Origin of the sequence: Paenibacillus glycinis (genome assembly GCF_009909185.1) — a bacterium.
GTDB lineage: Bacteria > Bacillota > Bacilli > Paenibacillales > Paenibacillaceae > Paenibacillus_Z > Paenibacillus_Z glycinis.
Window position 1 is genome coordinate 644,084 of record NZ_JAAAMV010000001.1, and the last position, 26,262, is coordinate 670,345.

Below are 26,262 nucleotides of genomic sequence, written 5' to 3' on the forward strand. Positions count from 1 at the left end.
ATACTCAGTCCCCTTGCATTTGAACTAGCGGTCTCTCTTTCACGATCGACTGATCCACCTCGAAAAACACTTTCATATAAACTTTACCATTGTCCGTCTTTTCATGCAAAATGTTTTCCGCGAGGATCTGCGCGTCGGGTCCGACTTTGGCGATCAGATCGGCCCGCGCCTGCTGCAAGCCTTCCGCTTTGGCCTCTTCCACGCCGACCGTCGTCCGCTGCAGCTCGACCTCCATGATCGTTTCCTTCAAGCGCCCGAACGGCAGCTTCAAGGTCCGCCAGGCCGCCTTCTCCTCCTGCGTCACCCGCTCGTACATGTCGAACGGAATCTTGCCGAAGCCGCTCACCTGCAGGGCCCGTCCGCCCGCAACCCCGTACCAGATCGTTTTTTTATTGCCCGTATACACCTTCGTCGTGCGTGTGAGCGGCGACACGATATCGTACTCATGCCATACGAGCCCTTTCACCTCGCCTTTGGCCACGACCGCCTTGCCGGACGTCTCGTCGCCCAGCAGGCCGGAGATGAGGATGTCGCCCTGCTTGACGCGCATGTTGGTCTTCACGAGCGGGCGCCCGGATTCCGCCATGACCTTCGTGACGACCGCGTCCGTCGAGGCGACCAGGTGACGCGGACTCATGAGCGGCTTGGCATCCGGCGTGGATGATTCCACGACCCGGATCGTAATGTGCGTGCCGCGCTTCTCTACGCCGATCCAAGCCGCACCGGGGAGCTTCTGGGCGAGATGCCGCGACAAATCGGACGAGTCCCCGAGCCGGAACGACCACTGGAACGGGTAGATCCCCTCCGCCTTCGCCGCCTGCAGGATCTGCTCCTCGGACAGCTTGCTGTTGCCCTCCACGTCGATCGACCATACCAACGACGAGAGCAGGTACATCCCGATGAAAAACAGGACGAGCCCCGCCGCAAAAAAAACGCGCTTGCGCATCCGCTGCAGCCAGAACGGCAAGCCCGTCCTGTCCTGGACATGCACCCGGCAGCCTGTCCGTTTCAAGATCGGCCGCAGGCGAAAAAAGTCGTTCACGACGACTTGGCCCTGCATTTCCCCTTCTTTCGTACGGCGAATGGACCACAGCTGGAGCCCATCCGCAAGCGCTTCGTTCACGAGCCTCTCGATCGCTTGACCGCGTACGGTGACGGTGACGAATCCCCGCAGCCATTGCATCCATGTCGCATCCATGCTATTTAAGCCCCCTTATTCTCGCACCTCGATATTTTTAATGACGCCCTCGACGAACACTTCTTCGGTCCAAATGGTACGTATGACCAGATCGCTTCCCGTAACCTCGAGCTCCCCTTTGCTTAGGGCGAGGCGCAGCTTGTCGCTGGAGAAATGCAGGACGCCGCGATGGTTTTCAATATACAGCTGCCGGTCGCCGATCATCGTGAGACGGGGCAAATCCATGACGACATCCTGCGGCAGGTCCAGCAAATCGGCAGCCATTTTTCGAAGTTTGCGGTTTATGCGGCGCATCCAGGCAGAGGCCCCCTTCCCGTACTGTACCAAATTATGCGCTCGCGGCCGGAAATATGAGAAAAGCGCGCGACGCACGGGCGAGAATCGGCAAATAAAAAAGCATCCGCCCCTTGGGGGAGCAGATGCTTGAAAGACATGCGTACAGTCCGCGCGCTTACTTGCGATTCAACGGTCGCTTGGATCTCGGCGGACCCAGCACTTCGGCCATGATGAATGCCTGCCGCAGTTCATTGCCCTGCGGCACGCGAAAGGAATCGCTTCCGCCGCTCGAGGGCGAAGGCGCGGCAATCATACGGCCCTTCGACTGCGGGACGGCCGCTTCCATCGTACGTCCGGGCAGCCTTGATTCCATGAACTCCGAGCTGACGCCTTCGCCGGAGGCCGGCTCCTCCGGCGCGTATAGCGAACCGCGCAGCGGACTTTCCGCCTCGGCAGCAGGAGACTGCATCCGGCTCTCGGCAGGCCGCGGCTGCGCCGGCAGCCCCGTATCGCGCTGCCGCGGGCGCTCGGGCTGCGCAGGCCGTTCGGACAGCGGCCTGGCCGCCGGGCGGCCGGTCGTTCCTCCGCCGCCGAAGGGCGGCATTTTGTTGCCGCCGGGATTTTGCTTGCCGCGCGCCTTGTTCAGCAGCGTGAGCAGGAAGCCGACGACGATAATCACGATATAGATATTCGAGAACAGCAGCTTCAAAAGCTCTTCCATGCGCGCACCTCCCGCCGTAACTTATTCGGCCTGCTGGCCGCGAACATTACCGTTCTTCCTTCTCGTTGCCGTCGCCTTTGCCGATGGAATTCCGCATGCTCGTATCCGCCTCGATGTTCTTGAAGTTCATGTAATCCAGCACGCCGATCTTGCCCTGCTTCAGCGCTTCGGCCATGGCAAGAGGCACCTGGGATTCCGCCTCCACGACGAGCGCGCGCATCTCGATGACGCGGGCTTTCATCTCCTGCTCCTGCGCGACGGCCATCGCGCGGCGTTCTTCCGCCTTCGCTTGGGCGATTCGCTTATCGGCCTCGGCTTGCTCCGTTTGCAGATGCGCGCCGATGTTTTTGCCTACGTCCACGTCCGCGATATCGATGGACAGAATCTCGAACGCGGTTCCCGCGTCGAGCCCTTTGCCAAGCACCGTACGGGAGATGAGGTCGGGATTTTCGAGCACGTCCTTGTGCGACTCCGACGAACCGACCGTCGTGACGATGCCTTCGCCGACGCGGGCGATGATCGTTTCTTCGCCGGCGCCGCCGACGAGCCGGTCGATATTGGCGCGCACGGTGACGCGGGCCTTGACTTTCACTTCGATCCCGTTCTTCGCCACGGCGGCGACGATCGGCGTCTCGATGACGCGCGGGTTAACGCTCATTTGAACGGCTTGCAGCACGTCGCGGCCGGCCAAGTCGATCGCAGCGGCCCGTTCGAATTCCAGCTCGATGTTGGCGCGCTGCGCCGCGATCAACGAGTTGACGACGCGGTCGACGTTGCCGCCCGCGAGAAAATGGCTTTCCAGCTGATTGATCGTCAAGCCCAGTCCGGCTTTGGTCGCCTTGATGAGCGGATTGACGATTCGGCTCGGCACGACCCTCCGCAGCCGCATGGCGACCAGCGTGATAATGCCGACCCGCACGCCCGATGCAAGCGCGGATATCCAGAGCATGATCGGGAAAAAGCTTAGAAATACGGAAATCGCGATAATCGCGAGCACGACGATAATAATGACCGTTACTGTCGGATCTAACGTCAATGGAACCCCTCCACAACTTTATTCGTTCTCGCCTTTCGGTCTTACGACGACGCGGGTGCCTTCGACTTTGATCACCACCACGTCCGCGTTCGCCGCGATGAACTCGCCCAACGTCACGACATCGACGCGTTCGTCGCCGAATCGCGCCGTTCCTGCCGGCCGGAGCGGCGTAACCGCGACCCCGCTCCGTCCGAGATAGTCCGCTTTGTCGGAAGAAGAGCGGTAGCCTTCTTCGGTCGTCAATTGATCGCGGAGGATGAATTTGTTCCATACTCCTTTGTGCGCGAACCGCTTCGCGACGAAGAAGACGATGACCGCCGCGATCACGACGGCGGCCGCGAGCGAGAGCAGCGCGGATTTCGGGTTCGGAGCCGCCAGCAGGACGCCCGATACTAACGAGGCTGCGCCCAGAATGCCGAGGATGCCGAAGCTTGGGATGAAAAACTCCGACACGAGAAGCAGGATCCCGGCGATAAACAGCGCGACGTCTTCGAACCCGGCGAAGCCGGATACGTAGTGGCCGAAGAAATAGAGAACGAACGCGATCATCCCGATGATGCCGGGGGCTCCGAAGCCCGGTATCATGAATTCGATGGCGATGCCCGCGATGCCGACGATCAGCAGAATCGTCATCACGGCGGGATGGGTCAGGAACTGCCCGATTCTCTCGAGCGCGCTCGGCTCGTACGTGACGACGTTAGGCTGATTCAGCTTCAAGCCGTCCAGCGCCTCCTCCACGGTCGCCGCCGTGTACTCCGCGTAGCCGGCTTTCACGGCGTCTTGCGCCGACAACGTCAGCACGTCGCCCTTCTCCTTCGTCCGCCCGAGCTCCGTCAGTTCGACGACAAGCGACGGATTGACCATGGCTGCCGAGATATCGGGATCGCGATCGTTCAACAAGGCCGCCGACTTCATTTCCTCCGTCCAGAAGGAAATCGTCTTCGGGTTGTCGATCAGCGTCCCGCTCCCGTCCACGACCGCGGCGGCGCCGATCGTGCTGCCCGGCTGCATGACGATCTGCTGGGCGTTCAGCGCGATGTACGTTCCTGCCGACACGGCCTTGCCTTCCACGAAAGCGGTAGTCGGCACTTTGCTGCCGCGGATCAGTTCGCCGATATTCAGCGCGCTGTCGACCCGGCCGCCAAGCGTATTCAAGACGAGCAGCACTCGGCTCGCTTTCGCTTCTTCGGCTTCCTTATAAGCCCGTTTCAAGTGCTGGTACAACCCGGATTCCACCGATCTGTCCGCATCGATCACGTACACGGTAGAGCCCGCCGACGAATCGGCTGCCGTTCCTTCCGCCGAAACGGCCGCACCCGTCAGGATGAAGCTAAACAAGACGACGACGGGCAGCAGCCATTTGATTGTCAACCGATGGACATGCCGCACAATAGCCCCTCCTCTGCGCGTATTACAAGCGGCGTAACTATTCCTCTAGTACGGTAACGACCGCGGAACGTTTCAATTAGGCGTGCGATGCTTCTTTCAGCCGCACCGCGGTCCAATCCGTCCTGTAAAACCGGATCATGATGGAGAGGCCGAACACCATCAGGAACGAATACAACGCGATCCACGCGCCCATGCTCCCCCAATGGAATACGAAAATGAACACGTACGCGAGCGGCACGAACAAAAACCAGCTGACGATGAACGAGATCCGCAGCAGGAACGTCGTATCGCCGATGCCGCGCAAGCCGCCGGCATAGAAATTCAGCAGGCCGTCGAAAATCTGCAGATATGCGGATGCTTGGATAAGGTAAGCGGCAAGCTCGTATACCTGAGAATCGTTCGTGTACAATCGGGTGATCTCGTGCGCGAAAATAAATTCCAGCGTTCCGAGCACGAAGAGGAAGGCGGAGCCGAGAATCGCCGTATCCGTGCCGACCCTTCGTCCCAGCAGCGGCGTGCCTTTGCCCACGAATTGGCCGACCAGGATGGTCGCCGTCGATCCGAAAGCGAAGGCCGGCATGAAGCCGAAGGACATGATACTGAGCGCGACCTCGTTGGCCGCCAGCGCTTGATCGCCGAGACGCGCGACGAACGCGGTGAAGATGTACATCGACAGGCTGAGCGAAAATTCCTGCATGCCGAGCTTGCCGCTCTCCAGCATGATCAGCTTCATCTCCACCCATTTGAAGGCGATCGTCATGTACTTGCGGGTCTGGAACTTCTTGTTGAGGATGACGAAGAAGATGAACGCGCAGATGAGGGTTTGGGCGCTTTCCCCAATTAGTATGGCGATCCCGGCACCCTTTAACCCGAGCTCCGGCAGTCCGAGCTTGCCGTACGTCAACAAATACGTGAGCAGCAAAATCGGAACATTCGCCATCAGCGAGACGATCATGGACATCTTGGTCGCGCCGATGCCGCGGAGAAACCCATGGAAGGCAAAATTGATGATGCCGAACGACATGGCGTAGAAGCGCAGCTCCAGATAGAAGCTTCCCGTTTCCACGAGATTTTTCGACCCGCCGGTCCACCGCAGCACGTCGTCGGCGCCGACCAGTCCGACCAACGCGATCAGCAGGGCGAAAGCCAGGCACATGTACATGGCGATGTACGTCCGCTGTATGCCCCGTTTCATATCGCCGGCGCCGTAGTTTTGCGCGACCAAATAATTCACGGTATGGCCGATGCCCGAGAACAGCGCGAACGCGTTGTACATGATGATGTTGGAAACCCCGACGATGGCGATGATGAGCGAGCCGAGCTGGCCGACGATGATCAGATTGATCGTCCCGACGACGGTAGCGCTTGCAAAGGAAACCAAGGAAGGAATGGCCAGCAGCAAGATTTCTTTCCAATTACGCAGCATGAGCGTGAATGCCTCGTTTCTCTAGGTTAGCCCTAATTGTCGCCCAGGCGCGGACGCCGTGTCAATAGCTTTCCCTCGACGGGAAAAACGAAAAAACACTCCCCCGCGTGGAGGAGTGTTTGGCTGTCAGCCTATGTTATTGCAGAAATTGCTGCACAAATGTGTTTACTAGTTTACCATCAGCACGCCCTTTAACTTTTGGTAAAAGTGCGCTCATGACTTTCCCCATCTCGGCTTTCGAAGAAGCACCGGTCTCCTGGATGGTCTGCTGAACAATCAACTTGATCTCTTCTTCGGTCAGCTGCTGAGGCAGGTATACACTAATAATTTCAATTTCTGCTGCGACATCTTTCGCAAGATCATCGCGGCCGGCTTTCTCAAATTCTTGGAGGGAATCTTTACGTTGTTTGATCTCACGACTTAAGATATCAAGCACCTCGGAATCCTCAAGCGGACGTTTAAGCTCGATCTCCTGATTCTTGACGGACGAACGTATCATCCGAATCGTAGTGAGCTTGAACTTCTCCTGACTCTTCATCGCCTGCTTCATATCGTCGTTCAATCGTTCGCTAAGGTTCATTGTGGAAGGATCCTCCTAAAACTTTCTCTTGCGCGCAGCCTCGGACTTCAACTTACGCTTCACACTAGGCTTCTCATAATGCTTGCGTTTCTTCACCTCGGCCAATACGCCATCCTTTGCGATGGTACGTTTGAAGCGGCGGAGTGCAGCATCGATCGTCTCGTTTTTGCGAACTTTTGTTTCAGACACCAGTTTTCCCTCCCTCCGAATCAGACCGTCCAAGAAAGTTAACACGGTTCATCAAATTTAATTATAGTGGATAAAGAAAGGCAGTGTCAACTTGAACGGACAGGCTATTTTTCACGCCCCGTTCAGACCGTGCAATTTGGCGCCGCCGAGCAGGTGAATATGCAGATGGTACACGACTTGTCCGCCGTCGGCGTTCACGTTGTTGATCAGCCGGTAACCGGATTCCGCGATGCCGAGCTCGCGCGCGATCTGACGGGCGGCCGCGAACAACTCGGCCATCAGCGCGTCGTCCTCCGCCGTTACGTCGTTCATCGTCGGAATGTGTTTCTTGGGAATGATGAGAATATGTACAGGCGCCGCGGGCTGAATGTCGCGAAACGCGACGATGCGGTCATTCTCAAACACTTTTGCGGATGGAATGCTGCCCTCGATGATTTTGCAAAAAATACAGTCCATGCTTCAAAGCTCCTTCCCCGCCCAGTAATCGTCAATCTCCTCTTCCATCATAGCGAAAAATGGAAAGCAAGTCCAATGCCGAAAACCAGCGTCCCTTCGGGCACGCTGGTTGGTCAAGGCGGTACGGCAAGACGGGCCGCCAAGGGTCAATAGAACGGCAGCAGCGACAGGCCGAGCAGCGCCGCTAACGGAAATACTTGCCGGTAAAAGCGGCGGCGCGGGAAGTACGGATACGGATAAAGCGGCGGATAGAACGGGCCCGGGAAAAACGCGCGGTCCGCGCCTCCGAACTGCGGAACGGCGATGCATACGACCTCGTCGTCGATATGTTCGATGAATCCGTCGCAGCACCAGCCGTCGTGCGTATGGACAAGGACGTAACGGTGCATGTGCGCGTGGCACCAATGTTTCATTTCGTGCTTATGGACGTGATGGTGGTGCGTATGCGGTTTGGCCGGCTCGCCCGGCGATGACGGCTTAGGGCCGGTATTCGTCTTGGACGGCGGGGGAACGATCGTGCCCGTCGATTTCTTTCCGGACGGGGAAGCCGCCATCCCTTTGGACGATTTGCCCACCGGGGAAGTTGTCACTTTCTTCTCCATTCTCAACATGACCTCCTTCATTCTGCTACCATGATATTCGCCCGTGGGCAAATGGCGCCTATGGATGCGCAAAATGGGCGTTTATCCCGGTGCGACCGATGCCGATTCGATGGGACTATCAGTCCGAATCGAGATGGATCGGCCAAAAATCGGCGCGTATAATGAAGGCGTCAGAGCGTTTATTGCGCTCCGGGAAGCGGAGGCGGGCGGGCGCGGCGCAGTTTCGGCGCGGTACCCCTTTCGCGAGGATTGTTGATTCGGGAGGCGAAAATCTGCATGAAAGCAGCGATTATCGGAGGCGGGTTGGCCGGACTGACGGCGGCCGCTTACTTGTCGGAACAGCCGGATATCGAAGGCGTTCTGTTCGAACGAAGCCCGCAGTTGGGCGGACGGGCCTTTACCTACGAGAAGGCCGGCTTTACGTTGAATTACGGCGCGCATGCGATCTACGGCTTGGATCGGCATACGCTGTCCGTCATGGAACGGGAGCTTCATTTGCATTTTAGCAGCAAGCAGGTCGACAAACGCAAGGTGATGTACGAGAAAGGCGAGCAGATCACGCCGGCCCCGCTCGATTTCGTCAATCTGATGAAGACGGACATTTTGTCGGCGATGCAGAAGGTCCGTTTCGTCGGGGAAATTACGGCGATCATCGCGCATGTCCACCAAATCAAGCATTACGCGACGCTCGGCGATTATTTGGCCGATTCGGGGGCCGGCGAGGACGTCAAAGAGCTGTGGGAGCATCTCGTATGCAGCAATTTCTTCATTACGCCCGAAGACGCGCGCCGCGTGCCGGGTCCGGTCATCAGCGATTATTACCACAACCTGTTCCTGTCGCAGCGCCCCGTCAATTACGTGCTCGGCAGCTGGGCGGTCATCACCGGCCAATTGCGCGACAAAATCGACCTGTCCGGCCGCTGGACGACCGCCCTTCAGGAAGGCGTCGACGGCATCGCGTACGATCGCGGCAAATTCGTGCTGAAAACGAAAGCGCGCGAGGAAGCGTTCGACCGGGTCGTCTTCGCGATGCCGGTGCAGCAGACCGTCAAGCTGCTTCGCGGTACGGCGTGGGAACCGTTTCTCGCTCCGTACGAGCATAATTCGGCGACGGAGGTCATGGTGTACGACGTCGGCCTGTCGCATGTCGTTGCCCGCCCGTTCAGCTATATCAGCGACATGAACCATAAGATGTTTATCTCCGACGTATCCGCTACCGACCACACGCTCGTGCCGGACGGCGGGCAGCTCCTTCAAGGGATCGCTTATCTGAGCGACGAGCAAAACGGCGGCGAGACCGACCGCAAAGCGTACCTGGACGAACGGACGGAACGAATGGAAGCCTTGTTCGACCGGCATTATCCGGGCTGGCGGGAGGCCGTCGCCGTCAAGCGCGTGTCCAAGAAGGCGATGGTGCAGAGCGTCAAGAACGTCGCAAGCAACAAGCTGCTGCCGATCCGGATCGAAAGCATGCCGTTTTACTTCTGCGGGGACGGCTGCGAAGGCAAGGGCGAGCTGGCCGAGCGCGCGTTCTCGAGCGGACGAAGCGCCGCGAGGCTGCTCATCAAGGAATCGGCGAACGCGGGAACGCGCATTCACGTCTAACCAAACAGGCCGCGTTCCCCCTACACGAGGAAACGCGGCCTGTCTTGTCGTTACTTGGAAGGATCGAACGCCAGCTCGTCCGGTTCGTTCATATGCGCGAGCAGCTTGCCCGCCATCGGCGGCCATGCGCCGTCCACCAGGATCGCCAGCGACTGCTCGTGGTTGATCGTGTCGTGCCTGAAGGCGGACAGCTCCTGCTGGCAAGCCTTGAACACTTGAAGCAGTTCGCTCAAATAGGCTTGCTCCCCGTCCGCGAGCGGTCCGTCATGATTGCCGATCGCCTGAAGCGACGCCAGCGTCTGATCCATGAATTCGGTCGCGCTGCGCTTGGCAGCCGGAAACGGCTTGCCGTTCGCGTCCTCCGCCGCTTGCACGAAATCCTCGGCGGCGGTCGCCTGCCGGTAAGCGGCGATCAGCTTGCTCTTCGCCAGCATGCGGGAAGCAAGCTCGGGTTTGGCGATCAGATCGCCGGTTTGCGCGACGGCCAGGTCGAAAAAGGCTATGGCGTCATTTCCCGACTGCAGCACGCCCGCCCCGCGATCCGCTTTATCCGATTGCTCGTTTTGAAGCATTTTCGAGTATAAGAACACGTTGCCGATTAAACTGACGGTCAGCAAAATAAGTACGATCGGCGTAAAAATCGGCCGTTTGGTCTGCTGCTCTTCCACTGGACTGCCCCCTACACGAAAGTTCCGCCGACGGTTCCCGGCCCCAGCCCGTACCGCCTGGCATTCTCTTCCCTACGTTAGCGAATTCCCGTCCGGAAAGCAACCGAGCCGGCGCAACGTTAACAGATCCGTCACATCGTCTCGAGCTCGACCGAGCTTCCTTTGCCGAAAGGCTCGGACGGCGTCACGATCAGCCTGCGCGGCAGCCTTGCGCGCAGCTCCGGCACGTGGCTGATGACGCCGACCGCCAGCGTCTCGTTATGCAGCTTCTCGAGCGCGGTGATGACGGTATCGAGCAGCTCGGGATCCAACGTGCCGAAGCCTTCGTCGAGAAAGAAGAATTGCAGCGGATACTTGCCTCTGAGCTGGATTTGCCCCGAAAGCGCGAGCGCCAGCGCCAGCGACGCGAGGAACGTCTCCCCGCCGGACAGCGTCGAGACCGGACGCCGGATGCCGCCGCCGGCATCGTCGCGGATGACGAAGCCGCCACCGGCGTCGACCTCCAGCGCATAGCGGCGCTTGGTGAGGAACCCAAGCCGCTCGGACGCGGCCCTGCACACCTGGATCAGCTGTTCCTCCGCGACGTATTCCACGAACGCGTTGCCCCGGAAAACGGTCTGCAGCGATTTCAGCCTGCCCGTCAGCCGATCCATCTCCGCCCGCTTCGCCTCCAGCGCGTTCCAGCGTTCCTGCTTGCCCTTGAGCGACTCCAGATCCCGTTCCGCCTTCGCGGCGGATTGCAGGCATAGGTCGTTCTCCGCCCGGTGCAGCCGAAGCGCGTCGGCGGACGCTTCCCACTCTCCCTCGGTCAGCGTACGGCCGCCGAGCTGATCGCGCAGCAGGCCGACCTGCGCCGACAGCTGCTGTTCTTCCTCCCGGTGCCGGGCAACGATGTCCGCGATCGCGGCCTGCTGGCCCAGCATGGGCTCCAGCGCGGTCGCTTCGTCCGCGCTGCCGAACGGCGAACGCGCCAGCGCCGCATCCCTTTCCCCGGCGGCCTCCATGTGCCGGTCCGCCGCGGCGCGTTCCGCCTCCGCCGCCCCCGTCCGCAGCTCGGACGCCTGCTGCAGCGCCTGCTGCGCGGCTTCGTGACGCTGCGTAAGCAGCACGGTCCTGGCGCGAAGCTCCGCCAGCTCTTGCTCGGCCTCCTGAAGAAGCCGTACGGCCGACTGGCCGCCCGTAATCGCGGCCGCCTGCTCCCGCTTCTCCGCGAGCTGCTGCCGTTGCCCGGCGAGCGTGGCCGCAAGCTGAACGGCTTCCAGCTGCGCTTCCTGAGCAAGCCTGCCGCTCTCCTGCTGCGTGCGCGCCGTCTCCTCGATATAAGTGACGCTTCGTTCCAATCGGGTTCGCAGCTCGTCCGCCGCCGCTTCCCGGGCATCGAGCGCCTGCAGCGCTTCTTCCGCTTCCTGCGGCCGGAGCTCGCCGCCGATCTGCGCCCGCCACTCGGCAAGTTCGCGATCGAGCGCGTCCCGGCATTGATCGTACTGTCCCTGCGCGCGGCCGGCCAGCGCGTCTTGGGTCGCATACGCCGATGCGCCCTGTTCCAGCCGGCGCTCCGTCTCCGCATAGCGGATTCGGGCCGACGCGGCCGCCTTCTCGCCGGCGGCAAGCTGCCGGGCATTGACGTCCGTCAGCTCCTGCACGAGATCGAGCGCTCGCCGAAAATGCTCCAGCGCCTCCGCGTGCTGCGCGGATTCGGCCGGTTCCAACGGATCCAGGTCTTGCGTCCGGCTCGCGAGCGCGGATTCGGCCGTCGCCGCGACCTCCCGGAGGAGAAGCTCGGCCGACGGCCAAGAATCGGCGTCCATCGCACCGGGAAGCTCGTGGCGATCTGCGCCCTGTACCGTCTCCAGCAGCCGTTCCGCGGCAGCTTCCGCTCTCGCCTGCAGCGGAGACAGCTCGAGCTGAAGCTGCCGGTGCCGGCCGCTCAGCTCTTCCCAAGCCTGCAGCAGCTTATCCGCCGATTCCGCAGGCTCGTTCTGCGAGGCATGGCGGCCGTGATGATCATAGGAACCGCAGACCGGGCAAGGTTCTCCGTCGCGAAGGTCCGCGGCCAACGCGGCGGCCAATTCCATGCGCTGCTGCTCGCGCTGATCGCGGCGGGCGCGTTCCGACCACTTCGGAAGCGCCGCTCCCAGCGGATGCAGCTTCTCCGTTATATAAGCGAGCAGGCTGCGGATCGGGAGCAATTGTTCGGCTTGGCCCCTTAACGCCGCATGAGCCTCCCTCTGCTCCGTTCGGATCGCGCCGTGCGCGAGCTTGGCTTGTTCGCGGCGTTCCGAAGCCGCGGCCAGCTCCGCCTGCGCGGCATCCGCTTGCGCGGAAAGCTGATTGAACTGCTGCAGCCTCTTGGTCAGCGTGCCGCGCCGCTCCCGGTCCGCGGCGGTCAGCTCCGCCGTTCTGAGCTCGCCGCGCAGCTCCGCCTGCTTGGCGGCCGCGCGGCCGAGCATTTCCTGCGCCTTGGCCGCCTGCTCGCCATAGGCGCGCTGCCGCTCCGCGGCTTCGCCGGCGCGCTGCTCGACGGCCGCGGCATCGGCCGCAAGCTCGGCGGCTTCGCGCTCGAGGCGCTGGGCGCCCGCAAGCTGGTCGAGCCGCAGCGCCAGGCGCGGCTCGCCGGCCGCGGCTTCGGCGGCGGCCGCCGTCCACGCGGCGGCTGCGGCCGTGGCCGCCTCCAGCCGTGCGGCATGCGCCTGCACGGCGGCCTCGCGGCGCGAAGCGGCAGCGCGCAGCGCCGCTTCGGCCGCGCCGGCGGCGGCGAGCGCCGGCAGCAGCCGCTCCGCCGCCGCGAGGCGCTGCAGCTCGCGCTCCAGCTCCGCGACGCGCGGAGCGTCCGCCTGCAGCTTCGCGTGCAGCGCTTCCTTCTCGCGCAGCGCCAGCAAGCGCTCGCGCACGTGCACGCGCTCCGCGTGCAGCCGCTCCGCTTCCGCGAGCGCGGCCCGCGCGTTCGCGGCAGCCGCTGCCGCTTCGCGGTAACGGGCCGCCGCCGCATCCACCGCGGCGGCCGAAGCGTCGCCGAGGCCAAGCTGCTCGGCCGCCGCCTCCTGGAGCGCGGCTTCCGCCGCTTTCATGCGCTGGCTGAGCTTCAGCGCCAGCCCGTCGCCGAACCGCTCCAAATGGAACAGCCGCTGCAGCATCGAGCGCCGATCCTTGCCGGTCAGCGACAGAAACTCGGCGAACTTCCCCTGCGGGAGCACGACCGCCCGCGTGAAGTCCTGCATGTTCAGGCCGATGTGGGTCTCCACGCAGCGCGTGACGTCGGCCAGCTTGTCCGCGATCACGACGTCGCCGGCTTCCGTCACCTCCACGAAGCGGCTCAGCGTGTTGCTGACGGACACGTCGCCGCCGCGCTTGAACTGCCGTTCCACGCGGTAGCGTTTCCGCTCGCCGGCCCCCGCGAGATCGAAGGTGAACGCGACCGCGAGCGTTTTCTCCGCTTGGTTCATGATTCCCTGCGTGCCGCCGGCCGCGCGTTCGACTTTGCCGTACAGCGCGAGCGTCACGGCGTCCAGGATGCTGGACTTGCCGCTGCCCGTCGGACCGAATATCCCGAATACGCCCGCTTCGCACAGCCGTTCGAAATCGACCTCCTGCGTTTCGCGGTAGCTTTGCAGACCGCTCAATCGAAGCCATATCGGTTTCATGCGCTTTCGCCTCCCGCGTACGATCCGCCGCCGCCTTCGCCTTCGGGAGAAGCCGGCGCTTCATCGTCTTCGTCTTCCGCGATCAGCTCGAGGAACAGTCGAACCGTCTCCGCGTCCGGCTCGCCGCCTCCGGTCTGCCGCGAGAAGAAGCGGCGAAACAGTTCCTCGGCCGGCATCTGCTCCCGCGAGCGGGCATCCAATTCGATCGTTTCCGCCGTTTCCGGATAAACGGGCCGGATATGTACAAGACCTTCATGCTGCCGGCGAAGCTGCTGGATATGCTGCAGCGTCATCGCCTCCGTCATATGGACGCTGAGATCGATCCACGCCCTGGCGTCGCGTCCTTCCTCCAGCCAGGCGGTGACCTCGGCGATTCCGCCCTTGGCGTTCCAGCTGACCAACGGCCGGCCGGAATTCAGGTGGATTTGCCGCGGAACGACGGGATCGCCGGGCGCGGCGTCGAAGACCGTCACGGCCTTCGCGTAATCCGCCTCCGAGAAGCTGTACGCGAGCGGCGATCCGCTGTAGCGCATCGTCTCGTCGCCGGCCACGCGCTGCGGACGATGCAGATGGCCGAGCGCCACGTACTGCGCCCCGATCCGCAGCGCGGACGGGTCCACCGTATACGCGCCGCCGATCTGAATCGGCCGTTCCGAGTCCGTCTCCAGGCCGCCCAGCACGTAAATATGACTCATGGCCAAATTGACCGTATCGCCGCGGAAAGCCGTGCCGAGCTGCTGCATCAGCCGCCCGACGCGCTCCGAATACGCGCTTCGCAGCTGCCCTTCGTCCGTCGCTTCGCTCAGCAGCTCGCGCAGGCGCGACTCCGACGGATACGGCAGCGCGGCGATGACCGCCTGCTCGCCCGTCCGCGGCACGTCGACGACGAGCGGCCGATCCGTCGGCATGCCGACCAGCCGGATGCCGCTGCGCGCGACAAGCGGCGCGGAGGCGGATACCCGGTCCGGATGATCGTGGTTGCCCGCGATCACGGCGATCGTCCGCCGGCCGCCGTCCGCGAGTCTCGCGACGGCTTCATAGAACAGTCCCTCCGCCGCGGCGGGCGGATTGACGGAATCGTACACGTCGCCGGCGAGCAGCACGAGATCGATGCCTTCGTCCTGCGCCAGCGCGGCGAGCTCGTCGACGAAAGCCGCTTGTTCCTCGATTCGGCTCCGGCCTTCGAGCGAACGCCCGAAATGCCAGTCGGCCGTATGCAATATGCGCATGATTATTCGTTCCCCCGTCCTGTGGTCTAAAACAATTTGACGGCTTTGCCGCCGTCCAGGAAATACACGTAACACTCGTCGACTTTCCGTCCGATGATCGACGCGATCGCCTCCGCGTACAGCGACAATTGGAAGCGGTGGCGCTCGGCCGCCTCTTCCCACCGTCCCATGCGGACGCGGTCGGTTTTGTAATCCAGCAGCACCAGCCCGCGTTCATCCCGGAACAAACAGTCGATGACGCCTTGGATCAGAATCGGTTCCGCGCCTACGCCGGTTGAAAGGGACGGATAGACGCGGCCGGCCGGAAGCGTGCAGCTGAACGGCGTTTCCCGCCGGATCCAGGGCGCCGCGAGCAGCCGGCGGCCGATCTCCTGCGCGAAGAAAGAAGCCGTTCCCGCGACGTCCACGGCGTCCGCCTGCTGCCTCGTGAGCATCCTCCGCTCCACCAGGCCGGAGATCGTGCGGGTTACCGTCTCCTCCGTCACGTCGCCCTCCCCGTCCAACGGGATGTGCTGCATCACGAGATGACTGACCGTTCCCCGTTCGGCGGGCGTAAGCGAGGCTTCTTCCATGAATCGCGGACGCCGCAGGCGGAACGTGTACTCCCCGCCGCTCGGTACGCGCGCGGGGGCAGCTTCTTCGTGAGGCAGCGCGTCCCGAGCGGACTCGCGCGCGTCGCGCTGTTCGCTGACCCGGTGCTCCGCGTCGCTCGGTTCTGACGGATCGAGTTCGCCAAAATCGAAGCTCACCTGTTCAACCGTCCCTCCAGCCGCCATATCCTCCGAATACGAAGGATGCTCGCCGTTCAGGGTCGTCTTCTCCCGCTCGAAGCCGAGCGGAGAGCGAGCGTCCGGAACGGCTCCTATAACCCGATCCGCGGCTTGGTCGGGGCTGGAATCAGACCCTTCTTCCTGCGACAGCGCAACCTGACCATCCGCGCCGCCTGCCGAACCGTTCCCGCCTGCCGCCTCCGGCAGCATGAGCGCGTCCTCGTCTAGCCCGACTTCCGCATGGAGCCGCTTCATTTCCGTCACTGACGTTTTGGCTGCGGTCAGCGCAGCTTCCGCGAACGGATATCGCCAGCTGAGCCGCCGGTCGATTTCGGCCGCCGCGGCAGGATCTCCGTCATCCTCGATCAACGCCAGCTGCTGCACGGCGGTCATGCGATCCGTGAAGGCGGCCCTTGCCGCTTCGTCCGTTTCCGAGCCGGCCGCCGCTTCCAGGCCGAGCACGGACGCAGGGACGACCGAGGTCCGCCAATTTCCGAACGGAACCACGTTAACTTCGGCCGCCGTCCTCGCCTGAACTAAGAATTCGTCTGCGTGCCGCGCAATCTGCGACGCGTGGCTTTCGCCGAAGCCGTCCGCCGCGGTTTCCGCTTTGCCGCCGTCCTGCTGTTCGAATAAGAAATCCGATGCGATGTCAGAGCGTCCCTCGGGTTCCGCAGACATCCTAGCTTCAGCCGACTGCCCGGGCTCCGTACGATGCTGGCCATTCTCGGTTTGCGCGATGACGGCGTCCTCGGCGGCGTTCTCCTCCCCGCTCCTCGGTGGCGCTGGCGAAAACTCCCCTGCTACCGTTACGTCTTCGTCTGGCGCAAGCTTCGCTTGAACCCCGCTTTCAACGGTGACGGGAATTCCCGCGCCCATCGCGAGCGGGCCGAGCCAGTCGAGGAAGCGTCCGGCGCCCGCGATCCGGAAATCCGGAAGCCGCCCCTGCGCATCGAGCGCGGACTGCCAGCGCTGCAGCTGCTTGGCGGCGTCGCCGACCGTGCCGACGAGGAACATCTTTTCCTTCGGGCGGGTCAAGGCGACATACAGAATCCGCATTTCTTCGGCAAGCGATTCCATGCCGAGCCGCTGACGGATCGCAAGGTACGGCAGCGTAGGATAAGCGACCCGCAGCTCCGTATCGACGAAGCGCGGACCGAAGCCGAGCTGCTTATGCATGAGGAATGGACTATGCAGGTCTCTCCGGTTGAACGACTTGCCAAGGCCGGCCGCGAACACGACCGGGAATTCGAGTCCTTTGCTCTTATGAATGGACATGATGCGCACGACGTCCTCCTGCTCGCCCAGCGCCCGGGCGGTGCCGAGATCGCCGCCGCTCTCCCGCATCCGGTCGATGAACCGGAGGAATCGGAACAATCCGCGCAGCGTCGTCGCCTCGTATTGACGCGTGCGGTCGTGGAGCGCGCGCAGGTTGGCCTGCCGCTGCAGGCCGCCGGTCATGCCGCCGACCAGGTCGTAATACCCCGTTTCCCGGTAAATGCGCCACAACAGGTCCGCCAGCGAGCCCTGCCGAGCTTCGTTGCGCCACGCTTCGAGCGCTTCGAGGAATCGGCCGAGCTTACCCCTAGTCTCCTGCGGTACCGAGTCGTTGTCCGCGGCCGTTCGAACCGCTTCGAAGTACGGCGCCCTTCCTCCGGCGATGCGGATCAAGGCCAGCTCCTCCCCGGACAAGCCGACGATCGGCGAGCGCAGCGCGCCCGCAAGCGGAATGTCCTGGTACGGGTTATCGATGACGCGCAGCAGCGAGAGCATCGTCTCGACCTCCGTCGCCTCGAAATACCCGCTGCTCAATTCCGCGTATGCCGGGATGCCCTGCTGCTGAAGCTCTTCGATGATGACCGGCGCCCACTGCTTGTCCGCCCGCAGCAGGATGACGATATCCCGCCAAGCGAGCGGACGCTTGCGGCCTTTCTTGCCGTCGTAAACGAGGAACGGCTCCTCCGCCATGCCGTCCGCCGCGGCAGCGCCCTTCAGACGAAGGATCTGTCCCGCGATCCAGCGCGCTTCCAGCTGCACGGTCTGCAGCTCCTCCGCGCTGTCCGCCGGCGATTCTCCGCCCTCGGCAAATGCCGGGTCGTCGACGGATTCGCTCCGCTCTTCCCCGTCGTCGCCTTTCCCGCGATCGAGCACGGCAAACTCCACGGCATACCGCTTCGCCGATCCGCCGTCGTCCGCGGCCGGGTAAGAAGCGCCGCACACGAGCTCTGCGCGCGCATCGTAGTCCATCTCCGCGGCTTTCTCGCGCATGATCGCCCTGAACACCTCGTTGACGCCGTCCACGACCTCCTGCCGGGAGCGGAAATTGCGCGCCAGATCGATGCGCACGCCGTACTCCAGCTCGGAGGCGGCAATCAACTCCATCCCGGCGGAAGCTGCTTCCCCGGAGGCAGCAAGCGCCTCAAAGCGTTCTGCCTCCGATACTACTGCCTCCTCGGCATCTCCGAAGCGCGCAGTTTCATCCACGCCTGGTTCTGCGGTATTTTTAAACCGCACAGCCTCGTCCACGCCTGCTTCCCCGGCATTTCCAACCTGCTCAGCCTCAACATCCATGCCCGCTTCGCCGGCATCGCCGATCCGCCGTTCCGACGCGGCGGCGGCTTCGGGGGCAAAGACGGCCGCATGCTCCGTCGCCTCCGATGCCGAACGGTACGATTTGTATTTGCGCAGAAACAGTCCCGGCTCCGCCAAACGGAATCGGTAGATGCTCTGCTTCACGTCCCCGACCATGAACCGGTTCCCTCTGCCGGAACGGCTGATGAGCGAGACGATCGCTTCCTGGACCATGTTCGTGTCCTGGTATTCGTCGAGCAAGACCTCCTGAAACTGCTGCTGGTATTCCAGCGCCGCCGGCGACGGCAGCATCCGTTCCGGCGTAGACGCGCCGTCCCGCAAAATGCGCAGGCAATAATGCTCCATGTCGCCGAAATCGATCAAGCCTTTCTCGAGCTTGGCCCTCTCGAACCGGTCGCCGAACTGCTCCACGAGCTCGGCCAGCGTAGCCATGTACGGAGCCGATTCCCGCAGCTCCGCGACGAATTCATCCGGCGTCCGCACGAACAGCTCGTCGTTCAAGCCGCCGATCATGTCTTTCGCCCGCTCGCGCAGCTCCTTGGCCCGCTCCTGCAGCCCTTTGTCGTACGCGTCTCCGCGCTGGCTCTTCAGCTTGCCGAAGCTTGCCGCCGAGAACCCCTCGTGCCACGCTTCCCATGGCAAGCCAGCCACCTTGGCGATCAAGGTTCGGACGAGCGCCAGATCATCCTGGAGCGTCTCGCCGTACGCATCCGGTCCCGCAGGCATGCGCGCGACGTCGAGCGCCTGCTCCAGCAGGCTCTCCGCGCCCTGAAGCGTCAACGCCACGGCATCCCCCAAGCTGCCGACCCATTCGGTGCGTCCGAGCTCCGCGGCATCCCGCACGCGGAACGACGCGGCCGTCTGCCGCAGCCATGCCTTCGGCCAAGGATGGCTTTGGGCGAAATCGTACAGCTTCAGCACGAGCGCATAGAGCGGCTCGTCTCCCCGCTCGCCTCCGAAACGGTCGGCCAGCGCCAGGAAAGCCGAATCGGTTCCATGCTCGCGCTCGTCCTCGTTGTCCGGAACGGCGTACCGCTCCTCGAACAACGCGTCCAGCACGTCCATGCGCAGCAGCTCCGCTTCCGTCTCGTTGGCGATCCGAAACCCCGGGTCAAGGCCGATCAGCGAATAATACCGGCGGATAACGTCCAGGCAGAAGGAATGAAGCGTCGTGATCGACGCCCGCCCCATGAGCGCGAGCTGCCTGCGCAGATGATCGGAGTCCGGCTTCTTGTCCAGCTCCTTCTCCAGCGCGACCCGGATGCGCTCTTTCATTTCCGCGGCCGCCGCTTTCGTGAACGTCGCGACCAGCAGCCGGTCGACGTCCGTATCGTTCGCGATCTTGCGAATGATCCGTTCGACGAGAACGGCCGTTTTGCCGGAGCCCGCCGCGGCGGCCACGAGAATGTTGCTTCCTTCCGTCACGATGGCCCGCCATTGGTCGTCCGTCCACGTGCTTCCGGCCGGCTTGGGCGGTACCCGATGTCCGTTCGTTGTCGTCATGCTTCCTCCTCCTTCCCGGAATGTTCCGCGGCGCTCGCGCGATCCGCATGCTCCGCGTTCTCGGCCGCCTCGCCTTCCGCGGACGCGAGCAGCTGCCACACCTCGTCCTTGCCCGTCTTCTGCAGCTTGTTGTATTCGTTGCCTTCGATCAGGGGGTCGAATTGGCAGACGGGCTTATAATCGCAAAATTGGCACGGCGTCTTGCCGCCCAGCCGATAAGGCGAGATCGACACGTCTCCTCCGGCGATCCGATCGCCGATGCGGCGCAAGGTGCCGCGCACGGATCTGCGCAGCGTGTCCCACTGGCCGTCCGATACGACGGACGAGCTGCTGTAGAACCCGCCGTCTCGCTTCAGCGCCAGCGGCAGCAGATCGGAATACCCCGTCGTCAGCGCGTTGTCCATCAATTTGACCGTTTCTTCGTCGGCCAGCACGAGGCCTTTCAGCTTGAAACGTTTCAGCATTTCCGCCCGCGCTTTCGCCGGCGGCAAGCCGTTGGACGAAGAGAGCATCGGGTTGTGCACGTGGAAATACAGCGCGCCGGCCGCTTTCGCAGGCTGCCCCAGCCATTCCGGCGCATGCGTGAGCAGCACGTCCAGATACGTCAGCATTTGAAGCGCCATGCCGTACGCCACTTCCTCGAGGCGAAGCTGCTTGGCGCTCGACTTGTAATCGATGACGCGCAGCAGCAGCCCGTCCGTCGTCTGCGCGGCGTCGACGCGGTCGATCCTGCCGGCCATTTCGAGCGTTCTGCCATCCGCGAGCGGAATCGTCACCGGCGGCAGCGGGCCGTCCGGGCCGAAGCCGATCTCAAGCCCGACCGGACGGAACGCCGCCCGGCGCGCATGCTCGCCGAGAATGACGGCCGCTTGGCCGACGATATCCGTCAGCTTGCGCGCCACGTATTGATGGCGGCTGCTGCTGAACAGGATTTGCGACTGAAGCCGCGTCGCCAGCTCGCCGACGATCGCGGAGCAATGCGCGCGCAGCTCCTCCGCGCTCAGCGAGCCCCAGCGGTCGCCGAGCGTTTCCGTCAGGCGGCTGAGCGCGGCGTGGAAGAGCTGCCCGATGTCCGGGGCGGCCAGCTTGTACTGCGCCCGCTCGCGCAGCCGCAGCCCGTGTATGGCGAAATGCTGGAACGGGCAGGAGACGAACCGCTCCATCCGGGAGACGCTGCCCCGCAGCAGCTTGCCGTAAAGCATGTCCGCCGTCTCGCGGGAGAGCGAAGGCTCCTCGTTCGAATATTGAAGCGAACCGACCAGACGTCCCAGCTTGTGCTGCCAAGCCGGCCTGATCGCGTACCAATTGTAGGTCTCCCACCAGACGGGCGAAATCGCCGTTCCGTGCCGCCATGCCCGCAGCTGCGTGATCAGATAGGACAGCGTCCGTTCGGGATGGGCCATGAACGACCGCTGCTCCGCTTCCGGCATGCCCGGCGCCGGTTCGACGGCGGCTCCCGCTTCCACGAGGCCCGGAAACAGTCCCTTGATTTGCCGAATGACCTCGGACGGCAGCAGGCTCTTGCCTTCTTCGTCCGCGAGCGGCCAGCTGATCCAGAGATGCCTGCTCGGCGTGGTGAGCGCGTTGTAGATCATGAACCGCTCGTCGAGCAGCTTCCTGCGGACGCCCGGCGCCATGACGAGCCCGCCGCTTTCCATCGTTTCGCGCTCCTGCTCCGTCAGCACGCCGTCTTCCTGCATCCGCTGCGGCATGACGCCGTCGCTGGCTCCGAGCAGATAACAGACGTGAATATTGCCGGAGCGCGTCCGGTCCATGCTGCCGATCAGCACTTGATCGAGCGAAGGCGGGACCGACGCCAGCTTCAGGCTCTCGAGGCCCGTCTCCGCCATGCCCGCGAACAGCTCGATCGACACGGCCTCCGTACCGGTCATCTCCGTCAGCTGGTCCAGCAAATCCATGACGCCTTCCCACAGCTGGCGGTGTTCCCGCGCCCGCAGCGCATTGCCCGCGGCGCTCTCCTTGCGGCTCCATCGTTCCAGCCTGTCGGGCGCGTCGACGGCCATCAGCAGCCGGTAGACCGCCTCGCACATGCCTCGAACGTCCGCCGCCTTCTTCAGCTCGCGGATGAATTTCTTCAGTACGGGCACGACGGCTTCGCGCGCGTCCACGATCGCTTCGAATTCGCGGAGCTCCCGTTCTCCCGCCTGCGCGGGATCGCCGTCCAGCGTATCGCGCATAAGCGGCTTCCATTGGCTGAGGGACAGCCACTTATTGCCGTTCATGCCCGTTGCCAGCGCGTAATTCTCCAGCAGGTCGAACGTTTCCCTCGTGACGCTTCCGTCGTCCGGAACGAGCAGCTCCGTCTTGATGCAGCGAAACACCGCTTCGAACCGCCAGCCGAATGCGGCGATCTCGAGCGCGGAACGGATAAACTCGACGAGCGGGTGATGCAGCGCGGCGTTCTTCTGGTCCAGGAAGAACGGAATCCCGTAATCCGCGAAGATCGCCTTGATGTAGTCGTTGTAATCCGGCGCATTGCGGACCATGACGGCCAAGTCGCGGTAACGGAGGCCTTCGTCCCGGACTCTGCGCACGATGTCCCGGGCGGCTGCCTCTACTTCCGCCCTTCTCCCGGAAGCCGCGTGCAGCGAGATCCCGCCGTCCGCGAGCTCGCCGGCCGACAACCGCAGCGGCTTCCGGGCGGCGTGGCCGTATTGCCTTTCGACATGGGCAAGCATCGGACTGTCCTGGAACCGATGGGGAGTGCCTCCCAGCAGGAGAGGCTCCTCGATATCCATGCCGTTGTTCGCCGCGAGATCGCGCAGCTTCAAGAAGGTCTCGGCCGTCGGCCGGAACAGGTCCAGCTCATGCGGCATCTCCCCGTTCCCGTAATGCTTGTCCAGGCACAAGGTCACGGTCATGTTCTTGGCGTGCTTCATCAGCGCTTCGAGCGCTTGGAGTTCCTTCGGCGTAAAGCCGTGGAAGCCGTCGACCCAAATCTCGCAATCCCGCATCGAAGGCGCCTCGTGGAATCCCTTCACCAACCACGCCAAATAATCCTCCGCGTCTATGTATAGGCCGTCAAGCTCCTGTTCCAGCCGGTTCGAAATGAGCTGCAGATCGCCGAGCTTCCGCCCGAGCAGCGAACTCCGCGTACTGGCTGAATAATGTTCCCCGAACGCCCGCAGCGCCTCGGCGTCGATCCCGTACCGCTTCCACTCCGTCATCAGCTCGCCCAGCCGTTCAATGAAGCCGTGCTGGCTCTCGCTGCCCTGAAATAATTGCAGCTCCTTGTTCAAGCGGGAGACGATTTTGTACAGCAGCATGTTTTTGCCGTTCTCGCTGATCGGCGTCAGCGCCGTCCCGCCGGTCTCCTGCATGACCCGGAAGGAAAGCCGCCGGAAGCTGAGCGCCTGCGCCCGGATCGTTCCTTGCAGCGGCGAATCCGGCCTGCCGAGCAGCGCGTATTCCGTCTGGAAGGTCGCCTGCTCCGGCACGAGCATGATCAGCGGAGCGCCGTCCGGCTGTTCCAGGATCCGGTTCGTGATGGCCGACAGGCAATGATGGGTTTTCCCCGCCCCCGAGCGGCCGATAACAAAACGAAGCGCCATGCGCCCACCTCTTCTTTTCGCGTATTCGATTCTTCTATTCGATTCTACTTATTCGGTTCTTCTATTCTAGCATACCGGATGCGATCTGTTCACCCGAAAACGCGAATGTTTGTTCGATGCCGCCACAGGTAAATCCTTCTCCTCCCGCATGGCGGTCCTATCGCCCCGGACAAACGCCAAAAAAAGCGGTTCCGAAGAACCGCCCCCCGCTAGCCGATCACCTATCCCGGCCGCCAGTCTGCCGGAGTTCCGCTGCTCTATTTGCTGCGTACCTCGAAAATGCCGAACTTCAAATAATGCCCTTCGTTCACGCCGAGAATCTGCGGATGGTCCTTGCCCGCCGCCCGCCATTCGATCAGCCGCAGCGTCTTGCCGGCATCGACCGCCGCCGCCTGGATCGTCTCCAGGAACAGCTCCGGACGCATATGGTACGAGCAGCTTGCCGTCACGAGATAGCCGCCTTCGTTAACCAGCTTCATCCCGTGCAGGTTGATGTCCTTGTAGCCTCTGACCGCGCCTTCGATGGCATGCTTGGACTTGGCGAACGCCGGCGGGTCCAGGATGACGACATCCCATTTGCGTCCCGCCTCGCCGCTTAGCGGCTTCGACGTATCGAGCTTCGGCCCTTTGGCGTTGGCATTGACGACGGCAGCCTTGCCGCGCTCCATCCGCTCTTCGATCCCCTTCACTTGTCCGCGCAAATACTCGAAGGCATCCGCGACCACGAATTCGACGCGGTCGGTAAATCCGTTGCGCGCGACGTTGCGCTGCGCCGTCTCGACGGCATGGGCGGAGACGTCCAGGCACGTCACTTTCTTGGCGCCGTACTTGCACGCGTGCAGCGTAAAGCTGCCCGTGTGCGCGAAGCACTCCAGCACCGTCGCGCCGTCCCAATACGGGAACGTCACGACCTTGCCGTTGGCGTTGACCGGGACGAGCCGGGGTTCCTTCAGCTCGGCAATCGTGCCGGTATCGTCGGCTTCGGCGGCGTTCTCGTCGAACGGCTGCTCGGCTACGCGAATGCCGCTCCGCTCTCCCCAGCCGGTCATGAGCGGGGCGATCGAGGCACGGTTCTCGCGCTGATCGAAGAAGTAGCCCGTCTTCTGGCCTTCCACGATATCGACCTCGAGCTTCAAGCCGTTTTCCACGATTTCCACGATCCGCGGACATTCCCCGTAGAGCATGCCCGTGCGTTCCTCCAAGCCTTCCAAGGCGCGCACGGAAACGTCGCTTCGTTCATAGATGCCTTTCGGCTCGAATACGGCGGCCAGCGCCGAGACGAGCGCCTCCCTGTGCGCCTCCATGCCGAGCGTCAGCAGCTGGACGACGAGCACGTCGCCGAACCGGTCGACGATGAGTCCCGGCAGAAAATCCGCCTCGCCGTAAACGAGCCGGCAATCGCTCCCGTTCACGAACCGTTTGCGGTGCTGCTTGCATTGCAGCAGACGCTCGGCGAAAAAGGCTTCGTCCATCGCCTCCACCGGCTGATGGCCGACGACCCGAATCGTAATTTGCGATGCCGGATTCCAATACCCCGTCGCCAAGTAGCGGCCCTGGTGATTCACGACGTCCACGAGGCCTCCCGGAGCGCCTTCGCCCTCCATGCGGTCGATTTCGCCGGCAAAAATCCAGGGATGGCCGGATTCCGTTCTTTTTTTGCGTTCCTTCTTCAATACCGCTTTCGCGCGTTCCATCGTCTCTACGCCTCTTTCGCTGCTGAAATGCTTGTCATGCCTGTCTTGCCGTTCGCATATGTATCGTTACCCGCATAACCGTTTCCCTGTATCCCTGCACTTCCGAATGCAAAGGAGATTAACCGACCATGTTCTTCGCGATCCTGCTGCCGATGATCGGCGGCTTTGCCTTGTTTCTGTCCGGCATGCGGACGATGGAGCTCGCCCTGCACCGTTCCGTCGGCCGCAACCTTCATCGCGTCATGCAGCGGTTCACGTCCACGCCGCTGCACGGCTTGCTCGCCGGAACCGCAGCAACGGCTGTCCTGCAGAGCAGCACAGCCGTTACGGTCATGTCGATCGGGATGGTGAATGCCGGCCTGCTGACGTTCCCCCGCACGCTCGGCATCGTGCTCGGCACCAATATCGGCACCTGCCTGACGACGGAACTGCTCGGCTTGAACCTCGGCAAGTACGGCCTGCCGCTGCTCGGATGCTCGGCCGCGCTATGGCTGCTGACCGCGCTCTTCGGCGAAATGGAACTCGCCCGCGGAAGCCGAGCCGGCAGGCGGATCGGACGCTTGCTTGCCCCGCTTCGAACCGCAGCCGTCGTAACCGGCGGATTCGCCCTGCTGCTCGTCGGCATCCGCATGATGCAATCGATCGCGCCTGCCGTGCAATCCTCGGCTTTCTTCGGCGCTTTCCTAAGCCGCGCCGACGCCAGCGTCATCTGGGGCTTGGCCGCCGGGGCCGTGCTGACCGCCGTCATTCACAGCGGCGCGGCCGTGATCGGCATCGTGATGGGGCTGGCCGAATCGGGAGCCATGCCGGTCGAAGTCGGCGTCGCCGTCGTCCTCGGCGCGAACGTCGGCACCTGCGTGACGGCGGTCATTGCCGCGATCGGCGGGACGCGCTCGGGGCAATTCGTCGCCTGGTCGCATGTGCTGCTCAACGTCGGCGGCGCCGCGCTGTTCGCCCCGTTCACGCACGAGCTTGGCATGGCCGCGGCCTGGTTGGCCGCTTCGCCCGCCGCGCAAGTCGCCCACGCGCAAACCCTGTTCAACGTGCTGTGCTCCTTGCTGGCTCTGCCGCTGTGTTACCATCCTCGAATCCGCGCGCTCAAACCCGGTTGACGA

At 63.0% G+C, this 26,262-nt stretch carries 18 protein-coding genes; 2 read left to right on the top strand and 16 right to left on the bottom strand.

All coding sequences use genetic code 11. The features are described from left to right. Window positions 1-4: 4 nt before the first annotated feature. The 10 genes from yqfD to GT019_RS31715 form a co-directional block, all read right to left on the bottom strand. Window positions 5-1,198, bottom strand: a complete 1,194-nt coding sequence (gene yqfD / locus GT019_RS03110; RefSeq protein WP_161741055.1) for a sporulation protein YqfD — start codon at window positions 1,196-1,198, stop codon at window positions 5-7. A gap of 15 nt (window positions 1,199-1,213) precedes the next feature. Then, window positions 1,214-1,492, bottom strand: coding sequence for a sporulation protein YqfC (yqfC, locus tag GT019_RS03115; protein WP_161741057.1), 279 nt, complete (start codon window positions 1,490-1,492; stop codon window positions 1,214-1,216). A 157-nt stretch (window positions 1,493-1,649) separates the two neighbouring features. Next, complete coding sequence (locus GT019_RS03120) at window positions 1,650-2,195, bottom strand: hypothetical protein (RefSeq protein ID WP_161741059.1); 546 nt, start codon at window positions 2,193-2,195, stop codon at window positions 1,650-1,652. Between the two features lie 46 nt (window positions 2,196-2,241). Continuing rightward, the gene (gene floA, locus GT019_RS03125) at window positions 2,242-3,231 is read right to left on the bottom strand and encodes a flotillin-like protein FloA (RefSeq protein WP_161741061.1); all 990 of its coding nucleotides are present in this window, start codon (window positions 3,229-3,231) and stop codon (window positions 2,242-2,244) included. Window positions 3,232-3,249: 18 nt separating this feature from the next. Continuing rightward, on the bottom strand, window positions 3,250-4,620 hold the full coding sequence (locus GT019_RS03130) for an NfeD family protein (protein ID WP_161741063.1): 1,371 nt from the start codon (window positions 4,618-4,620) through the stop codon (window positions 3,250-3,252). A 76-nt stretch (window positions 4,621-4,696) separates the two neighbouring features. Next, a complete protein-coding gene (locus GT019_RS03135; RefSeq protein WP_161741066.1) occupies window positions 4,697-6,046 on the bottom strand; it encodes an MATE family efflux transporter in 1,350 nt (449 codons plus the stop codon). Window positions 6,047-6,182: 136 nt separating this feature from the next. Continuing rightward, on the bottom strand, window positions 6,183-6,626 hold the full coding sequence (locus GT019_RS03140) for a GatB/YqeY domain-containing protein (protein WP_161741067.1): 444 nt from the start codon (window positions 6,624-6,626) through the stop codon (window positions 6,183-6,185). Between the two features lie 15 nt (window positions 6,627-6,641). Continuing rightward, window positions 6,642-6,815, bottom strand: a complete 174-nt coding sequence (gene rpsU / locus GT019_RS03145) for a 30S ribosomal protein S21 (protein WP_090573672.1) — start codon at window positions 6,813-6,815, stop codon at window positions 6,642-6,644. Between the two features lie 111 nt (window positions 6,816-6,926). Beyond that, on the bottom strand, window positions 6,927-7,271 hold the full coding sequence (locus tag GT019_RS03150; protein ID WP_161741070.1) for a histidine triad nucleotide-binding protein: 345 nt from the start codon (window positions 7,269-7,271) through the stop codon (window positions 6,927-6,929). A 146-nt stretch (window positions 7,272-7,417) separates the two neighbouring features. Beyond that, entirely contained in the window at window positions 7,418-7,873 is a 456-nt protein-coding gene (locus tag GT019_RS31715; RefSeq protein ID WP_235946604.1) for a hypothetical protein, read from the bottom strand. A gap of 276 nt (window positions 7,874-8,149) precedes the next feature. Here GT019_RS31715 and GT019_RS03160 point away from each other — a divergent pair, with 276 nt between their 5' ends. Continuing rightward, window positions 8,150-9,478: an FAD-dependent oxidoreductase gene (locus GT019_RS03160; protein ID WP_161741072.1), complete on the top strand. Its 1,329-nt coding sequence runs from the start codon at window positions 8,150-8,152 to the stop codon at window positions 9,476-9,478. 50 nt (window positions 9,479-9,528) lie between these two features. Here the strand turns inward: GT019_RS03160 and GT019_RS03165 are convergent, their stop codons facing one another. From GT019_RS03165 to GT019_RS03195, 6 genes are all read right to left on the bottom strand, one after another. After that, window positions 9,529-10,146, bottom strand: a complete 618-nt coding sequence (locus tag GT019_RS03165; RefSeq protein WP_161741074.1) for a hypothetical protein — start codon at window positions 10,144-10,146, stop codon at window positions 9,529-9,531. A gap of 131 nt (window positions 10,147-10,277) precedes the next feature. Further along, complete coding sequence (locus tag GT019_RS03170; protein ID WP_161741076.1) at window positions 10,278-13,787, bottom strand: AAA family ATPase; 3,510 nt, start codon at window positions 13,785-13,787, stop codon at window positions 10,278-10,280. Further along, a complete protein-coding gene (locus GT019_RS03175; protein ID WP_161741078.1) occupies window positions 13,784-15,016 on the bottom strand; it encodes an exonuclease SbcCD subunit D in 1,233 nt (410 codons plus the stop codon). Before GT019_RS03175 ends, GT019_RS03170 begins: the two co-directional genes overlap by 4 nt. Window positions 15,017-15,042: 26 nt before the next feature. Next, window positions 15,043-19,881: a UvrD-helicase domain-containing protein gene (locus GT019_RS31720; protein WP_235946605.1), complete on the bottom strand. Its 4,839-nt coding sequence runs from the start codon at window positions 19,879-19,881 to the stop codon at window positions 15,043-15,045. Then, window positions 19,878-23,453: a helicase-exonuclease AddAB subunit AddB gene (addB, locus tag GT019_RS03190; RefSeq protein WP_161741081.1), complete on the bottom strand. Its 3,576-nt coding sequence runs from the start codon at window positions 23,451-23,453 to the stop codon at window positions 19,878-19,880. Before addB ends, GT019_RS31720 begins: the two co-directional genes overlap by 4 nt. Window positions 23,454-23,710: 257 nt before the next feature. Next, on the bottom strand, window positions 23,711-25,147 hold the full coding sequence (locus GT019_RS03195) for a class I SAM-dependent rRNA methyltransferase (protein WP_161741083.1): 1,437 nt from the start codon (window positions 25,145-25,147) through the stop codon (window positions 23,711-23,713). Between the two features lie 128 nt (window positions 25,148-25,275). On the opposite strand from GT019_RS03195, the gene GT019_RS03200 reads away from it, so the two are divergent. Next, window positions 25,276-26,259: a Na/Pi cotransporter family protein gene (locus GT019_RS03200; protein WP_161741085.1), complete on the top strand. Its 984-nt coding sequence runs from the start codon at window positions 25,276-25,278 to the stop codon at window positions 26,257-26,259. The last annotated feature ends 3 nt before the right edge of the window (window positions 26,260-26,262 follow it).

Bases quoted from the DNA above. Each gene is read 5' to 3' on its own strand.
- yqfD (WP_161741055.1), bottom strand. From the start codon at position 1,198: ATGGATGCGACATGGATGCAATGGCTGCGGGGATTCGTCACCGTCACC.
- yqfC (WP_161741057.1), bottom strand. From the start codon at position 1,492: ATGCGCCGCATAAACCGCAAACTTCGAAAAATGGCTGCCGATTTGCTG.
- GT019_RS03120 (WP_161741059.1), bottom strand. From the start codon at position 2,195: ATGGAAGAGCTTTTGAAGCTGCTGTTCTCGAATATCTATATCGTGATT.
- GT019_RS03135 (WP_161741066.1), bottom strand. From the start codon at position 6,046: ATGCTGCGTAATTGGAAAGAAATCTTGCTGCTGGCCATTCCTTCCTTG.
- GT019_RS03140 (WP_161741067.1), bottom strand. From the start codon at position 6,626: ATGAACCTTAGCGAACGATTGAACGACGATATGAAGCAGGCGATGAAG.
- GT019_RS03150 (WP_161741070.1), bottom strand. From the start codon at position 7,271: ATGGACTGTATTTTTTGCAAAATCATCGAGGGCAGCATTCCATCCGCA.
- GT019_RS31715 (WP_235946604.1), bottom strand. From the start codon at position 7,873: ATGGAGAAGAAAGTGACAACTTCCCCGGTGGGCAAATCGTCCAAAGGG.
- GT019_RS03160 (WP_161741072.1), top strand. From the start codon at position 8,150: ATGAAAGCAGCGATTATCGGAGGCGGGTTGGCCGGACTGACGGCGGCC.
- GT019_RS03170 (WP_161741076.1), bottom strand. From the start codon at position 13,787: ATGAAACCGATATGGCTTCGATTGAGCGGTCTGCAAAGCTACCGCGAA.
- GT019_RS03175 (WP_161741078.1), bottom strand. From the start codon at position 15,016: ATGCGCATATTGCATACGGCCGACTGGCATTTCGGGCGTTCGCTCGAA.
- GT019_RS31720 (WP_235946605.1), bottom strand. From the start codon at position 19,881: ATGACGACAACGAACGGACATCGGGTACCGCCCAAGCCGGCCGGAAGC.
- addB (WP_161741081.1), bottom strand. From the start codon at position 23,453: ATGGCGCTTCGTTTTGTTATCGGCCGCTCGGGGGCGGGGAAAACCCAT.
- GT019_RS03195 (WP_161741083.1), bottom strand. From the start codon at position 25,147: ATGGAACGCGCGAAAGCGGTATTGAAGAAGGAACGCAAAAAAAGAACG.
- GT019_RS03200 (WP_161741085.1), top strand. From the start codon at position 25,276: ATGTTCTTCGCGATCCTGCTGCCGATGATCGGCGGCTTTGCCTTGTTT.